At 62.0% G+C, this 15,652-nt stretch carries 14 protein-coding genes; 13 read left to right on the plus strand and 1 reads right to left on the minus strand.

Annotated elements, in window-relative coordinates; genetic code table 11:
* The first annotated feature begins 58 nt into the window (after positions 1-58).
* The 13 genes from I5R65_RS22845 to I5R65_RS22905 all read left to right on the plus strand — a co-directional run bounded on the left by I5R65_RS22845 (position 59) and on the right by I5R65_RS22905 (position 13,914).
* Positions 59-1,678 carry a GMC family oxidoreductase gene (locus tag I5R65_RS22845; protein ID WP_180671096.1) on the plus strand — a complete coding sequence of 540 codons (1,620 nt, stop codon included), beginning with the start codon at positions 59-61 and terminating at the stop codon, positions 1,676-1,678.
* A gap of 213 nt (positions 1,679-1,891) precedes the next feature.
* Complete coding sequence (locus tag I5R65_RS22850) at positions 1,892-2,662, plus strand: ABC transporter ATP-binding protein (RefSeq protein WP_180671095.1); 771 nt, start codon at positions 1,892-1,894, stop codon at positions 2,660-2,662.
* Between the two features lie 29 nt (positions 2,663-2,691).
* Positions 2,692-3,429 (plus strand): ABC transporter ATP-binding protein, encoded by a 738-nt coding sequence (locus tag I5R65_RS22855; protein WP_180671112.1) that lies wholly within the window; start codon positions 2,692-2,694, stop codon positions 3,427-3,429.
* A 188-nt stretch (positions 3,430-3,617) separates the two neighbouring features.
* Positions 3,618-4,826 carry an ABC transporter substrate-binding protein gene (locus I5R65_RS22860; RefSeq protein ID WP_180671094.1) on the plus strand — a complete coding sequence of 403 codons (1,209 nt, stop codon included), beginning with the start codon at positions 3,618-3,620 and terminating at the stop codon, positions 4,824-4,826.
* 141 nt (positions 4,827-4,967) lie between these two features.
* On the plus strand, positions 4,968-5,852 hold the full coding sequence (locus I5R65_RS22865; RefSeq protein ID WP_006463434.1) for a branched-chain amino acid ABC transporter permease: 885 nt from the start codon (positions 4,968-4,970) through the stop codon (positions 5,850-5,852).
* Positions 5,853-5,864: 12 nt separating this feature from the next.
* A complete protein-coding gene (locus I5R65_RS22870) occupies positions 5,865-6,845 on the plus strand; it encodes a branched-chain amino acid ABC transporter permease (protein ID WP_180671093.1) in 981 nt (326 codons plus the stop codon).
* A gap of 372 nt (positions 6,846-7,217) precedes the next feature.
* Positions 7,218-7,979, plus strand: coding sequence for a TSUP family transporter (locus I5R65_RS22875; protein WP_180671092.1), 762 nt, complete (start codon positions 7,218-7,220; stop codon positions 7,977-7,979).
* 302 nt (positions 7,980-8,281) lie between these two features.
* On the plus strand, positions 8,282-10,210 hold the full coding sequence (gene mnmG / locus I5R65_RS22880; protein WP_180671091.1) for a tRNA uridine-5-carboxymethylaminomethyl(34) synthesis enzyme MnmG: 1,929 nt from the start codon (positions 8,282-8,284) through the stop codon (positions 10,208-10,210).
* A gap of 67 nt (positions 10,211-10,277) precedes the next feature.
* Complete coding sequence (rsmG, locus tag I5R65_RS22885; RefSeq protein ID WP_180671090.1) at positions 10,278-10,940, plus strand: 16S rRNA (guanine(527)-N(7))-methyltransferase RsmG; 663 nt, start codon at positions 10,278-10,280, stop codon at positions 10,938-10,940.
* Complete coding sequence (locus I5R65_RS22890; RefSeq protein ID WP_180671089.1) at positions 10,940-11,485, plus strand: lipocalin family protein; 546 nt, start codon at positions 10,940-10,942, stop codon at positions 11,483-11,485. The genes rsmG and I5R65_RS22890 overlap by 1 nt, the downstream gene beginning before the upstream one ends.
* A 70-nt stretch (positions 11,486-11,555) precedes the next feature.
* Entirely contained in the window at positions 11,556-12,188 is a 633-nt protein-coding gene (gene leuE / locus I5R65_RS22895) for a leucine efflux protein LeuE (RefSeq protein ID WP_180671088.1), read from the plus strand.
* Between the two features lie 18 nt (positions 12,189-12,206).
* Complete coding sequence (locus tag I5R65_RS22900) at positions 12,207-12,977, plus strand: ParA family protein (RefSeq protein ID WP_180671087.1); 771 nt, start codon at positions 12,207-12,209, stop codon at positions 12,975-12,977.
* Between the two features lie 28 nt (positions 12,978-13,005).
* Entirely contained in the window at positions 13,006-13,914 is a 909-nt protein-coding gene (locus I5R65_RS22905; protein ID WP_180671086.1) for a ParB/RepB/Spo0J family partition protein, read from the plus strand.
* 120 nt (positions 13,915-14,034) lie between these two features.
* Here the strand turns inward: I5R65_RS22905 and I5R65_RS22910 are convergent, their stop codons facing one another.
* Complete coding sequence (locus I5R65_RS22910) at positions 14,035-15,579, minus strand: glucan biosynthesis protein G (protein WP_180671111.1); 1,545 nt, start codon at positions 15,577-15,579, stop codon at positions 14,035-14,037.
* Positions 15,580-15,652 lie beyond the last annotated feature (73 nt).

Here is a 15,652-nt window from a genome sequence, read left to right on the forward strand (position 1 = left end):
GAGATAGAGAACAAGAACCGAGAACAAAAATAGAAAACACAAACGCACCGGAGACAACATGCAATCGGCAGGGCAATACGACTACATCATCATCGGCGCCGGCACCGCCGGCTGTGTCATGGCCAATCGGCTGTCCAGGAAGACCGGCAAGAAGGTGCTGCTGATCGAAGCGGGCGCCAAGGACGATTACATCTGGATCCATATTCCGGTGGGCTATCTCTACTGCATCAACAATCCGCGCACCGACTGGATGTTCCGCACCGAGGCCGACGCCGGCCTGAACGGACGCAGCCTGATCTACCCGCGTGGCAAGGTGCTGGGCGGCAGTTCCTCGATCAACGGCATGATCTACATGCGCGGCCAGGCGCGTGACTACGAGCACTGGGCGGACCTCACCGGCGACGACAGCTGGCGCTGGGACCAGGTACTGCCGCTGTTCCGCAAGAGCGAGGATTACCACCTGGGCGAGAGCGAATTCCACGGCGCCGGGGGCGAGTGGCGGGTCGAGAAGCAGCGCCTGCGCTGGGACATCCTGGATGCCTTCCGCGAGGCCGCCGCCGAGAACGGCATCCCCAAGCTCGATGACTTCAACCGGGGCGATAACGAGGGCTGTGGCTACTTCGACGTCAACCAGAAGCGCGGCGTGCGCTGGAACGCTTCCAAGGCCTTCCTGCGGCCTGCCATGAAGGATGGCAGCCTGACCATCATGACCGGCTCACACGTCAGGAAGCTGCGCATGGAGCAGGGTGTCGACGGACCGGTCTGCACCGGTGTCGAATTCACCGGCGGTGGCAGCGAGTGGCTGGCCGAGGCCAAGGAGACCATTCTCTGCGCCGGTGCCATCGGCTCGCCGCATATCCTGCAGATGTCGGGTATCGGCGCCCCTGCGCTGTTGCAGCAGCACCAGATCCCGGTGGTCCACGCCTTGCCCGGCGTGGGCGAGAACCTGCAGGATCACCTGCAGATGCGTATGGTGTTCAAGGTCAATGGCACCAGCACCCTCAATGCCATGGCTTCGACCCTCTTCGGAAAGATGAAGATCGGACTGGAATACCTGCTGATGCAAAGCGGTCCCATGTCGATGGCACCCTCGCAGCTGGGCGCCTTCGCCCGGTCCGATGCGCAACAGACCAGCGCCAACCTGCAGTACCACGTGCAGCCGCTGTCGCTGGAAAAATTCGGCGATCCGCTGCATGCCTTCCCGGCCTTCACCGCCAGCGTGTGCAACCTGCGTCCGACCTCGCGCGGGCACGTACGCCTGGCCTCTACCGATCACGCGCTGGCCCCGCGCATCACCACCAACTATCTCTCCACCGAAGAAGATCTCAAGGTCGCCGCCGATGCCCTGCGCCTGACCCGGCGCATCGCCGCTTCCCCGGCACTGGCGCGCTACCGGCCCGAGGAGTACAAGCCTGGCGTGCAGTACCAGAGCGAAGAGGATCTGCGCCGCGCTGCCGGTGACGTGGGCACCACCATCTTCCATCCGGTCGGCACCTGTCGCATGGGCCGCAGCGACGATGCTGCCGCCGTCGTGGACGCGCATTGCCGTGTGCGCGGGGTGTCGGGACTGAGCGTGGCCGATGCCTCCGTGATGCCCTCCATCACCTCCGGCAATACCAATTCGCCGACCGTCATGATTGCCGAGAAAGTCGCTGCCAGCTTGCTTTCCCGAGCGTAAACGGGGGATTCTCAGCCGCTGGCGGATACGGTGTTTATACGTATTGTATGAATGGTACGAACCGGCTACTATGCGCCAAATATTAAAACGAGCTTCTCGATTCGCCAGGTAGAAAACGGCGGCGCCTGCATCCACAAGATGCAAGCCAACCGCAGCAGGCAGGCCTTGACGACCGGATCAACCGGCGCGGGCATCAAAGGGAAAGAAGAGACCATGACAGACGTCATTCTGGAGACACGAAACCTGACGAAGGAATTCAAGGGTTTCACGGCAGTGAGCGCGGTCAACCTGCAAATTGAGCGCGGCCATATTCATGCATTGATCGGCCCCAATGGTGCCGGCAAGACCACCTGTTTCAACCTGCTGACCAAGTTCCTGGTACCGACCTCGGGCCAGATCCTGTTCAACGGCAAAGACATCACCATGGATGCACCGGCGCAGATCGCGCGCCAGGGCATCATCCGTTCCTTCCAGATTTCGGCCGTCTTCCCGCACATGAGCGTGCTGGAGAACGTGCGCATCGGCCTGCAGCGCAAGCTCGGTACCTCCTTCCATTTCTGGAAGAATGGCGAGAGCTTGAAGCAGCTCGACCAGCGCGCCATGCAGCTGCTGGAAGAAGTGGACCTCACCAGCTTCGCCCACACCATCACGGTGGACCTGCCCTACGGCCGCAAGCGCGCGCTGGAGATCGCCACCACCCTGGCCATGGAACCGGAGCTGATGCTGCTGGACGAGCCCACCCAGGGCATGGGCCACGAAGACGTGGACCGCGTCACGGCACTGATCAAGAAGGTCTCGGCCGGTCGCACCATCCTCATGGTGGAGCACAACATGAGCGTGATCTCCGGCATCTGCGACCGCATCAGCGTGCTGCAACGTGGCGCGCTGCTGGCCGAAGGCAGCTATGAAGAAGTCTCGCGCAATCCGCAGGTGATGGAAGCCTACATGGGCAGCACCTCGGCCGAACTGCAAGGGGCTCACTGATGAGTACCGCTACCCTCCATGCCGATGCCATGACGACGTCTTCTTCCGCTTCTTCCAACACGCCGCTGGTGCTGCAGATCAGCGATCTGCAATCCTGGTATGGCGAATCGCACATCCTGCACAACGTCAACCTGAACGTCCACCAGGGCGAAGTGGTGACGCTGCTGGGCCGCAACGGCGCCGGTCGTACCACCACGCTGCGCTCCATCATGGGCCTGGTTGGCACCCGCAAGGGATCGATCAAGATCAATGGCCAGGAGACCATCAACCTGGCCACCCACAAGATCGCCCACTACGGTGTCGGTTACTGCCCCGAAGAGCGCGGCATCTTTTCCTCGCTCTCGGCTGAGGAAAACCTGATGCTGCCGCCCTTCGTCTCCAAGACCGAGAAGGGCATGTCGATCGAAGAAATCTACGACATGTTCCCCAACCTGAAGGAGCGTCGCAACAGCCAGGGCACGCGCCTGTCGGGCGGCGAACAGCAGATGCTGGCGGTGGCCCGCATCCTGCGCACCGGTGCCCGCCTGCTGCTGCTGGACGAGATTTCCGAAGGCTTGGCACCGGTCATCGTGCAGGCGCTGGCGCGCATGATCACAACCCTGAAGGCCAAGGGCTACACCATCGTGATGGTCGAGCAGAACTTCCGCTTCGCCGCACCCCTGGCCGACCGCTTCTATGTGATGGAGCATGGCCAGATTGTCGAGTCCTTCGCCTCTTCGCAGCTGGAAGCGAAGATGCAGACATTGAACGAACTGCTGGGCGTCTGATCCCGATCCACGCTCGCGTGCGCGGCGCCACGGCTGCGCCGCCTTCCTGATTTTTCCGTAGCACCTGCATCACCAGAACAAGAAGTACTGCCAAACAAGTACGTCAGCGGGGTGAGCGATCCTTTCCCCGTTCCACCAAGTTGTCTCGCTTCAATACACACGCGGGCTTCATAACAGAGGAGATGAATATGAAACTTAAGGCAATGGCACTGGCGATCACCGCTGCAGCAGCGGCATTCGCGACGGCATCGGCTTCGGCCCAGATTTCGGGCGACGTGATCAAGATCGGTTTCATCACCGATATCTCGGGCGTGTATTCGGACATCGACGGCCAGGGTGGCGCAGAAGCCATCAAGATGGCGATTGCCGACATGGGCGGCGCCATCAACGGCAAGAAGATCGAACTGCTGGTGGCCGACCACCAGAACAAGGCCGACGTGGCCGCCAGCAAGGCCCGTGAATGGTTCGACCAGCAGGGCGTGGACATGCTCATCGGTGGCACCAACTCCGGTACCGCCCTGGCCAGCGCCAAGGTGGCGGCCGAGAAGAAGAAGGTCTACATGCAGATCGGCGCCGGTTCGGCCCGCCTGACCAATGAAGAGTGCTCGCCCTATACCGTGCACTACGCCTACGACACCGTGGCCCTGGCCAAGGGTACCGGCTCGGCAGTGGTGAAGCAGGGTGGCAAGAGCTGGTTCTTCCTGACCGCCGACTATGCCTTCGGCCACTCCCTGGAATCCGACACCGCCAATGTCGTGAAGGCTTCCGGCGGCACCGTGGTGGGCTCGGTCAAGCACCCGCTGGGCGCATCCGACTTCTCCTCCTTCCTGCTGCAGGCGCAGAGCTCCAAGGCCCAGATCATCGGTCTGGCCAACGCCGGTGGCGACTTCATCAACTCGGTGAAGGCGGCCAACGAATTCGGCATCACCAAGACCGCCAAGCTGGCCGGTCTGCTGGTGTTCATCAACGACGTCCACTCGCTGACCCTGAAGAACACCGAAGGCCTGTACCTGACCGACAGCTGGTACTGGGATGCCAACGAAGAGACCCGCGCCTTCGCCAAGCGCTACTTCGCCGTGCGCAAGAAAATGCCGTCGTCCCTGCAAGCCGCCGACTACTCCGCCGCCCTGCAATACCTGAAGGTGGTCAAGGAAATCGGTACCGATGATTCGGACAAGGTCATGGCCGCCCTGCGCAAGGCCAAGTTCAACGACATGTACCAGAAGAACGGCTACCTGCGCGCCGACGGCCGCGTGATGCACGACATGTACCTGTACCAGGTCAAGGCCCAGTCGGAATCGAAGTATCCGTGGGATTACTACAAGCTGGTGCAGACCATTCCCGCCGAGCAGGCCTGGACCACCAAGGCTGAATCCAAGTGCGCGGCCTGGAAGTAAGCAGGACGCACCGAGCAGCGCGCAACAAGCAGTAAGGCCATCGCACAGCCCAGCAAAATCTGTCATTTCTGTTCACGCGGGGATGGCAGATTTTTGCTGTAGGCGATGGTGATTTTCACCCATCTGGATGAACGGGTTTTTATGGAACTATTCGGCATACCCCTGCAAGCCTTGTTGAGCCAGCTCCTGCTGGGACTGGTCAACGGCTCCTTCTACGCCATGCTCTCGCTGGGCCTGGCGGTGATCTTCGGCTTGCTCAACGTGATCAACTTTGCGCACGGCACGCTGTACATGCTGGGCGCTTTCCTGGCGTGGATGGGCCTGTCCTATCTCGGCCTGAACTACTGGGTCATGCTCATCGTGGCACCGATCCTGGTGGGCGCATTCGGCATCGTCATCGAGAAGACCATGCTGCGCTGGCTCTACAAGCTGGACCACCTCTACGGGCTGCTGCTGACCTTCGGCATCACGCTGATGATCGAGGGCATCTTCCGCTCCATCTATGGCGTTTCCGGCCAGCCGTATTCGGTGCCTGACCTGCTGCAGGGGGCGACCAACCTCGGCTTCATGGTGCTGCCGAACTACCGCGCCTGGGTCGTGGTGGCGTCGCTGATCGTCTGTTTCGCCACCTGGTTCGTGATCGAAAAGACCCGCCTGGGCGCCTACCTGCGCGCCGGTACCGAGAACCCCAAGCTGGTGGAAGCCTTCGGTATCAACGTGCCGCTGATGGTGACCCTGACCTACGGCTTCGGCGTGGCGCTGGCCGCTTTCGCCGGCGTGCTGGCCGCACCGGTGATCCAGGTCTCGCCGCTGATGGGCTCCAACCTCATCATCACGGTGTTTGCGGTGGTGGTCATCGGGGGCATGGGTTCCATCCTCGGCTCCATCCTGACCGGGCTGATGCTCGGCCTGGTCGAGGGCCTGACCCGGGTGTTCTACCCCGAACTGTCGGCCACCGTGGTCTTCATCATCATGGCCATCGTCCTGATGGTCCGTCCGGCCGGCCTGTTCGGCAAAGAGAAATAATCGGAGACCGGCATGAACAAGAAAATCGGAATTGCTGTTTTACTAATATTGTTGTTGGCGGCACCGTTCGGCATCTACCCGGTGTTCCTGATGAAGATGCTGTGCTTCGCACTCTTCGCCTGCGCTTTCAACCTGCTGATCGGCTACACCGGCCTGTTGTCCTTCGGTCACGCCGCGTTCTTCGGCTGGGCCGGCTACCTGTGCGGCCAGGCGCTGAAGGTGTGGGGACTGCCGACCGAGCTGGGTTTGATCATCGGTACCCTGACGGGCGCCCTGATCGGCCTGGTGATGGGTTTGCTGGCGATCCGCCGGCAGGGCATCTACTTCACCATGATCACCCTGGCGCTGGCGCAGATGCTGTTCTTCGTGGCCTTGCAGATGCCGTTCACCGGTGGCGAGGATGGCTTGCAGGGCGTGCCGCGTGGCAAGTTGCTGGGCTTCCTGAGCCTGGAGAGCGACATGACCCTGTACTACGTGGTGCTGGCCATCGCGGTGGCGGGCTTCGCCCTGATCGTGCGTACCATCCATTCGCCCTTCGGCCAGGTGCTTAAGGCGATCAAGGAGAACGAGCCCCGCGCCATCTCGCTGGGCTATGACGTGGCCCGCTACAAGCTGCTGGCCTTCGTGCTGTCGGCCGGCCTGGCGGGCCTGGCCGGTGCCACCAAGACCTTGGTGTTGGGCTTCGAAACCCTGACCGACGTGCACTGGAGCATGTCCGGCCTGGTGGTGCTGATGACCCTCGTAGGCGGTCTGGGCACCATCCTCGGTCCCATCGTCGGTGCGGTCATCATCATCATGCTGGAGAACAAGCTGGGTGACATCGGCAGCTGGCTGGCCAATGCCACCAGCATCGACTGGTTCAACACCCTGGGAGATTCGGTGACCATCGTGACCGGCTTCATCTTCATCGTTTGCGTGCTGGCCTTCCGCAAGGGCATCGTCGGGGAAATCCAGGCGCTGTTCGGGAAAGGGCAGGCCAAGAGTTCGCACTAGCACACCGTTCGACAGAGCGCGGGTCACCCACCACGGTGATCCGCTTGCCGCCGGCGAGTCACCGACCAGGTGATTTCCCGGCGGTAATTTTTTGTCCACAGGCTTTTCTTTGTGCTTTGCCGGGCATAACAGATCGTGGATGTTCCGGAACAGGGATAGGCAGGCTCCATCTGTTGCTGATGCTGCCGGTGGCAGGGCGGTAGAATGTGGGCCGGTCGGAGAGGGCGATCAGCAGCACTCGCCCGGTTTCCCATTTCTCCGATTCTCCACATCACCTATCCGCGCCCTATCTTATGCACAGCCTTGCATCGTTCCCGTCGTTCCCATCATCACCCCTTGCCGGTCCGGTCCGTTTCGTCATGGAGGTGACGCATGCTTGATTACTTCATCCTGTGCGGCGCCGCGTTCGTTGCCGGTCTGATCGATGCAGTGGTGGGCGGGGGAGGGCTGGTGCTGGTGCCGACCTTGTTCTCGGTCTTTCCCAATACCGCACCGGCCACGCTGCTGGGTACCAACAAGGTGGCGGGCGTGATGGGGACCAGCGCTGCCGCCATCAATTTCGCGCGCAAGGTGGCCGTACGCTGGAGTACCGTGACGCCGGCCGCCATGGCCGCATTTGCGTTTTCCTTCTTCGGTGCGTATGTGGTCACCCATATCCCGACCGATCTGATCCGCAAGGCCTTGCCCTTCGTATTGATCGCGGTTGCGCTCTACACGCTGAAGAAAAAGGATTTCGGTACCACGCATGCCCCCACCCTGACCGGCAGACGGGAGATGATCTACGCCGCCCTGATCGGTGGTGCGGTCGGCTTCTACGATGGGGTATTCGGCCCAGGTACGGGAAGCTTCCTGGTCTTCCTGTTCGTACGGGTGTTCAGCTATGACTTCCTGTCGGCCTCGGCGGTCTCCAAGTTCGTCAACATCGCGACCAATCTCGCGGCCTTGTGCTGGTTCGGGTATAGCGGCCATGTGATCTGGCAGCTGGGTCTGCTGATGGCGGTATTCAATATCGGGGGTTCGCTGGTGGGTACCCGACTGGCGATGAAACATGGCAGCGTCTTTGTGCGCAAGTTGTTCTTGATCGTGGTCGGGGCGTTGATCCTGAAGTCCGGGTACGATGCGTTTCTTCGTTAGAAAACATGTTTGATGTTTCACGTGAAACAGCGTGAGTGAAGTTGAAGACGGAGCCAAGGGCTCCGTTTTTATTTGCTCGTTGTATTTCACTCAAGCGCAAAGATATCCACCCGATGTTCCACGTGAAACAGTGCCGACCATGTTTCATCGATCAGCTATGTCTATCGGAAGTTGCCGGCGATAGCGTTCAGCAGGGCAGGGAAGTGCGGTAAACCAACAGCGTGGGACCTACCTCCCGACCCGTCCGGATAAAAGGTCTTATAATCTCGCCTCTGTTCTCACCTCACCACGAGGCCCGCATCATGCTATTCCCCACACAATTTGACGTCATCGTCGTTGGCGGCGGTCACGCCGGCACCGAGGCTGCACTGGCCGCAGCACGCATGGGCCAGAAAACCCTGCTCTTGACGCATAACATCGAGACCCTGGGCCAGATGTCCTGCAATCCCTCCATCGGCGGGATTGGCAAGGGCCACCTGGTCAAGGAAGTCGATGCGATGGGGGGGGCGATGGCCATCGCCACCGACGAGGCGGGCATCCAGTTCCGCATCCTGAATTCCTCCAAGGGCCCGGCGGTGCGCGCCACGCGTGCCCAGGCCGACCGCATCCTGTACAAGGCGGCGATCCGCTCCCGTCTGGAAAATCAGCCCAACCTGTGGCTGTTCCAGCAGGCGGTGGATGATCTGATGCTGGAAGGCGACCGCGTCATCGGTGCCGTGACTCAGGCCGGCATCCGTTTCGCAGGCCACGCAGTGGTATTAACCGCGGGTACCTTCCTCGACGGGAAAATTCACGTAGGACTGAACAATTATTCCGGCGGTCGTGCCGGTGATCCGCCTGCAGTCTCGCTTTCCGCCCGACTGAAGGAATTGAAGCTGCCACAAGGCCGTTTGAAAACCGGTACGCCGCCGCGTATCGATGGTCGCAGCATCAACCTGGCCATCCTGGAAGAGCAGCCGGGTGATCTCGATCCGGTACCGGTGTTCTCCGTCATGGGCAACGCTGCCATGCATCCGCGCCAGATGCCGTGCTGGATCACCCATACCAATAGCCGCACCCACGACATCATCCGTGGCGGCCTGGATCGCAGCCCCATGTACACCGGCGTCATCGAAGGCGTGGGCCCGCGTTATTGCCCCTCCATCGAAGACAAGATCCACCGCTTCGCCAGCAAGGATTCGCACCAGATCTACCTGGAGCCCGAGGGCCTGACCACCCACGAGTTCTACCCCAATGGCATCTCCACCAGCCTGCCATTCGACGTGCAGCTGGAACTGGTGCGCTCGATGAAGGGCATGGAAAACGCCCACATCCTGCGCCCCGGCTATGCCATCGAATACGACTACTACGACCCGCGTGGCCTGAAGTCCTCGCTGGAAACCCGTCAGGTGCAGGGCCTGTTCTTCGCCGGTCAGATCAACGGCACCACCGGTTACGAAGAAGCCGCCGCCCAGGGCATGCTGGCCGGCATCAATGCCGCCTTGCAGACCCAGGGCCGGGATGCCTGGACCCCGCGCCGCGATGAAGCCTATCTGGGCGTGCTGGTCGACGACCTGGTCACCCAGGGCGTGCAGGAGCCGTACCGCATGTTCACCAGCCGGGCCGAATACCGTCTTTCGCTGCGCGAAGACAATGCCGACCTGCGCCTGACCGAAATCGGCCGCGAACTGGGTTGCGTAGGTGATGCGCAATGGGAAGCCTTCGAACGCAAGCGCGAAGCCGTTTCACGTGAAATGGAACGCCTCAAGTCCACCTGGGTGAATCCGCGCATCCTCGCCGCCGCCGAAGCCGAACGCGTGCTGGGCAAGGCCATCGAACGCGAATACAACCTGCTGGACCTGCTGCGCCGTCCCAACGTCAACTATGACAGCCTGATGAGCCTGACCGGCAGTGAAGGCCAGCCCCTGGCCGGCCCCGGCATCGAAGAGGGACCGGTGCGCGAGCAGGTCGAGATCCAGGTCAAGTACGCCGGCTACATCGCCCGCCAGGCGCACGAGATCAGCCGCCAGGACCACAACGAAAACCTGAAGCTGCCCGCCGATCTGGACTACATGGACGTCAAGGCACTGTCCATCGAAGTGCGCCAGAAGTTGAACAAGCATCGCCCCGAGACCCTGGGCCAGGCCTCACGCATTTCCGGCGTGACCCCGGCGGCGCTGTCGCTGCTGCTGGTACACCTGAAGAAGGGTGGCCTGAAGCAGTTGACCGCCAGCGACAACCAGGCCGCCTGAGGCTGCGCAAAGCTTCACATTACTGCCCACGGCACCACCGACCCAGATCAATACCAAGGCAACACGGATGAGCAACACTGCAGACCTGTCCTCACTGACCCGCACCCTGAACGAGGGGGCCCTGGCCCTCGGGCTCACGCTCTCGGAGGCGCAGATCGCCAGGTTGATGGCCTACCAGGCCCTGCTGGCGAAGTGGAACAAGGTCTACAACCTGACCGCCTTGCGTGATCCGGCCCAGATGGTGTCGCATCACCTGCTCGATTCGCTGTCGGCCGTGTCCGCCTTTGCCGGCGCGCAGCGCGTGCTGGATGTGGGCGCCGGTGGTGGGCTGCCGGGCATCGTGCTGGCGATCTGGGCCGCCGAGGCCGAGCCGCAGATGAAGATCACCCTGGTCGATACGGTCCAGAAGAAAACCGCCTTCCTGAATCAGGTCAAGGCGCAATTGCAACTGGGCAATGTGACGGTCCTCCATGCCCGCGTCGAGCAGTTGCCAGTCGAGCAACAATACGATGTCATCACTTCCCGCGCCTTTGCGGAACTGAAGGACTTCGTCACATGGTCGAACCACCTCTTGCAACAAGGTGGCAAGTACATCGCCCTCAAGGGTGTGCTGCCGCAAGAGGAAATCGACCGGTTGCCGGCGGGGTGGACGGTGCAGCAAGTGCAGCCCCTGCAGGTGCCGGGCCTGGATGCCGAACGGCATCTCATCTTCATGGAAAGAGCGACCTGATGAACAAACTCAAACAGGCCCTGGTGGCGACCATGGTCTCGATGGCGGCCTATGGCGTCATCGCCACCGCCAGCGCCCAGGAAGTCAAGACCGTGCCCTCCGTGGACCTGAAGCGCTATGCGGGCAAGTGGTACGAAATCGCCAAGATTCCCAACAGTTTCCAGAAAAAATGCGTCTCCGGCACCAGCGCCGAGTATGCTGCCCGTGACGATGGCATGATCGACGTCACCAACCGCTGCAAGACCGCCGACGGCACGGATGAAGCCAAAGGCGTGGCGCGGGTGGTCCCGGGCAGCAACAACAGCAAGCTGGAAGTGCGCTTTGCGCCGGCCTGGCTGTCGTGGGTGCCGATGGTCTGGGGCGACTACTGGATCATGGACCTGGACGAGCACTACACGCTGGCCACCGTCGGCAGCCCGTCGCGCGAATACCTGTGGATACTCTCGCGCACGCCGACCATCAGCGACGAGCAATACGAGAACGCACTCAACAACGCCACCAAGCAGGGTTTCGATACCGCGCGGGTGGTCAAGAGCAAGCCGTAAATACGGCACCTGACATCAGGCCGGCGGCCCGGGCAGCAACCCGGGCCGCTCACATTCAAGGAGACCCACCATGCAGGCGATCTTTCATTCCCTCGGCATCACCGATATCTGGCAACTGGTTGCCGCCACCATGGTGTTCCTGCTGCTGCCCGGCCCCGGCACCTTCTGCGTGCTGACCTGCGCCGCCAAGGGGGGATTGCGCGGTGGCTTCATGGCGCAGGCGGGTCTGATGCTGGGTGACATCGTGCTCATGTTCCTGGCTGCAGCCGGCGTGGCGGCACTGCTGCATGCCAACCCCTTGCTGTTCCACGGCCTGCAGTACCTGGGTGCAGCCTACCTGGCCTACCTCGGCGGGCGTCTTTTGTTTGCAAGAGGCGAGGGCGGTGGTACAGTCGTACCCTTTTCCAACGCCGCAGAATTCCGGCGCGGCTTTCTGGTGACCTTGTTCAACCCGAAAGCCATCGTGTTTTACATGGCGTTCTTCCCGCTGTTTCTGGACCCCGCCACGCAACAGGGCTCGCTCACCTTCTTCACGATGGGCGCCGTGATCAGTACCTGCACCTTCTTCTATGGCAGTTTCCTGATCTTCGTCGGCAATGCCGCCGCCCGTCGCATGGCCCGCAATCGCACCATCGCCAAGCTGGCCTCGCGTGCGGCAGGGGTCTTCCTGATCGGTTTCGGCATCAAGTTGACCACGCAATAACGCTCACATAAAAAAGATATGGCAAAAATATTTTGTGTCGCCAACCAGAAAGGTGGCGTAGGCAAGACCACCACCGCGGTCAACCTGGCCGCCGGTCTGGCGCAACTGAACCAGCGCGTGCTGCTGGTCGACCTCGACCCGCAGGGCAATGCCACCATGGGGGCCGGCATCAACAAGGCCACGCTGGAAGGCTCGATCTATGAGGTGCTGCTGGGCATGTCCGACATCCCCAGCGTGCGCAAGCGTTCCGAGGCCGGCGGTTTCGACGTGCTGCCGGCCAATCGTGAGCTGGCCGGCGCCGAAGTCGAGATGGTCGAACTGGAACAGCGCGAAGCACGCCTGAAGAATGCCTTCGTCCAGGTGGCGGAGGACTACGACTTCATCCTCATCGACTGCCCGCCGGCGCTGTCCATGCTGACCCTGAACGGCCTGTGTTCGGCGCATGGCGTGATCATCCCGATGCAGTGCGAATACTACGCACTCGAAGGCCTGTCGGATCTGGTCAACACCATCAAGAAGGTGCATGCCAAGCTGAATCCGGAACTGAAGGTGATCGGTCTGCTGCGGGTGATGTTCGACCCGCGCATGACGCTGTCGCAACAGGTATCGGACCAGCTGGAGCAACACTTCGGTGACAAGGTCTTCAAGACCGTCATCCCGCGCAACGTGCGACTGGCCGAAGCGCCGTCGTATGGCTTGCCGGGTGTCACCTTCGATCCATCCTCCAAGGGTGCGCAGGCCTATATCGCGTTCGGCGCGGAAATGGTCGAGCGCATCAAGACGCTGTAATCAGGCATCGTTTTCATCAGGCAATCGCATGGCAACTCTACCGAAAAAATCCAAGGGACTGGGACGCGGACTGGACGCACTCCTGGGTGGCTCCTCCGACATCACCGAAGAAGCGCAAGCGGCCAAGGCCGGCCTGCCCAGCGTGATGGCCGTCACCGAGCTGCAGGCCGGCAAGTACCAGCCGCGCACCCGCATGGACGAGGGCGCGCTCAATGAGCTGGCCGCCTCCATCAAGGAACAGGGCCTGCTGCAACCCATCCTGATCCGCGCCATCGGCCAGAAGAACGGCCGTGACGTCTACGAGATCATCGCCGGCGAGCGCCGCTTCCGCGCCGCCAAGATCGCCGGCCTGACCGAAGTGCCGGTGCTGGTCAAGAACGTGGACGACCAGACCACCGCCGCCATGGCGCTGATCGAAAACATGCAGCGCGAGGACCTCAATCCCCTGGAAGAAGCCCAGGGCATCCATCGCCTGATCACCGATTTCGCCTTCACCCACGAGCAGGCAGCGCTGGCCGTGGGCCGCTCGCGCAGTGCGGTATCCAACCTGCTGCGCCTGCTGAACCTGGCCAAGCCGGTGCAGACCATGCTCATGGCCGGCGACATCGACATGGGCCATGCCCGTGCGCTGCTGGCGGTGGATTCGGCGACCCAGATCCAGCTGGCCAACCAGATCGTGGCCAAGCGCATGTCGGTGCGCGACGCCGAAAAGCTGGTCACCCGCGCCTCCGCCGAGCAGGCCGCCAAGCCACGCGAAGCCCGCGACAAGTCGCGTGACATCACCCGCCTGGAAGAAGAACTCTCCGACCTCCTGGCGACCCAGGTCAGCATCAAGACCGGCGCCCGCAACAAGGGCCAGCTGATCATCACCTTCAACGACCTCGATGCCCTGGATGGCGTCATCGCCCGCTTGCGCGGCGAATCGGTGGAGAGCTGATCGCCGGTTTGCGCATCGCGTGATGCAAGGCGCGACGCCGCAAAAAAATGGGCTGCAAGTGATGTCACTTGCAGCCCATTTTTATTGATATAAATAATTTACTGTTTCAGCGCCTCGGGATCAGAAGGTCCGCTGCACGTCCGAACGCGGCGGCAGCTGATAGCTCCAGGTCTCGGTCAGCGGCTTGCCATTGGCAGTGAGCGCGGCGCGCAATTCCACCGCCTGCGCGACGTTGCGGATCTTCACCCGCAAGGTCAGGCGCCAGCCGTTGATGGCCGGATTGGGCTGCAGTTGCGCATCGATCAGCTCGCCATTGTTGGACACGCTCACCTGAGGCTGCACCTGGGTCCCGGCGGGCAGCTTGCCCAGCGGGCCGCCGGTGAAGTCCACCAGCAGGGCAGTGGTACCGTCGAAGGCGCGGATCAGGTTGGCTTGCGTGAGCTCACCATCGGTATGGAAGGTCTGCTTGACCCAGCCCACCTCGTTGTTGAGGATGGCCGGCTCGTCCATGGTCCAGTGGATGCGGTAGTCATAGGCCACCGGCGTGCCGCGCGCCGGCAATTGCGCCGGCAGCCAGTAGGCCACGATGTTGTCGTTGGTCTCGTCGGCGGTGGGGATTTCCACCAGTTGCACCGCGCCACGGCCCCAGTCGCCACGCGGCTCGATCCAGGCCGAGGGACGCAGGTCATAACGATCCTTCAGGTCTTCGAAAGCCGAGAACTCGCGGCCCCGCTGCAGCAGTCCGAAGCCACGCGGATTGGTCACCTCGAAGGAACTCACTTCCACATTCTGCGGATCGTTGAGCGGACGCCACAGCCATTCACCATTGCCGGTGTGGATCGCCAGGCCGTTGGAGTCATGGATGGCCGGGCGGAAGTTGCGGCGCGAGGATTGCTGGTTGGGGCCGAACAGGAACATGCTGGTCAGCGGTGCAATGCCCAGGCGACCCACCTCGCCGCGCAGGAACACGCGCGCCTGCACATCCAGCAGCGCATCCTGGCCCGGGGTCAGCGTGAACTTGTAGGCCCCGGTAGCGCGGGGCGAATCCAGCAGTGCATAGAAGGTCAGTTGCTTCTCGCCCGGGGCCGGACGCTGGATCCAGAATTCGGTAAAGTGCGGGAATTCCTCGCCGCTCAGCATGGCCGTGTCGATCGCCAGCCCACGCGCCGACAGGCCATAGACCTGCCCCTTGCCGATCACACGGAAGTAGCTCGCGCCCAGCACGCTCATGACTTCGTCTTCCTTGTCATCGCGATTGAGCGGATAGACCACGCGGAAGCCCGCATAGCCCAGGTGCGCCGTGCTGTCCTTGGCCAGCGCCAGGTCGCCGAAGTTGAAGCGGTCGGTGCTGTAGCCCACATCCTGCACGCGGCCATCGATGATCTCGTGGATCGCCACCGGCGCGTTGAACTGCATGCCCTGGTGGTAGAAGGCCAGCTTGAAGGGCGTCTTCTGATCGCGCCATTCGAACTTCTCGCTCTTCGGCTGGATCTTCATGTAGTCGGCGAACTGCATCGCCGCGAAGGTCGGCGAGAGATTGCTCGCCGGTTTCTGATAAGGCTGGTCGGCCAGCGCCTTGGCGCGTGCCACGGCCTGGTTGAGGTCGAAGCCCTGCCTGCTCTGCGCCTGCACCGAAGCGGCCAGCAGTGACGCCGACAGCACCATGCCGTGCAGGAAACTCCATTTCAGTCCACGTTTGATCAATGCATCTCTCCACAAAGAGGCGGCGTTCCAGTAC

It is taken from the genome of Herbaspirillum sp. AP02 (genome assembly GCF_015767275.1).
Taxonomy (GTDB): Bacteria; Pseudomonadota; Gammaproteobacteria; order Burkholderiales; family Burkholderiaceae_D; genus Herbaspirillum.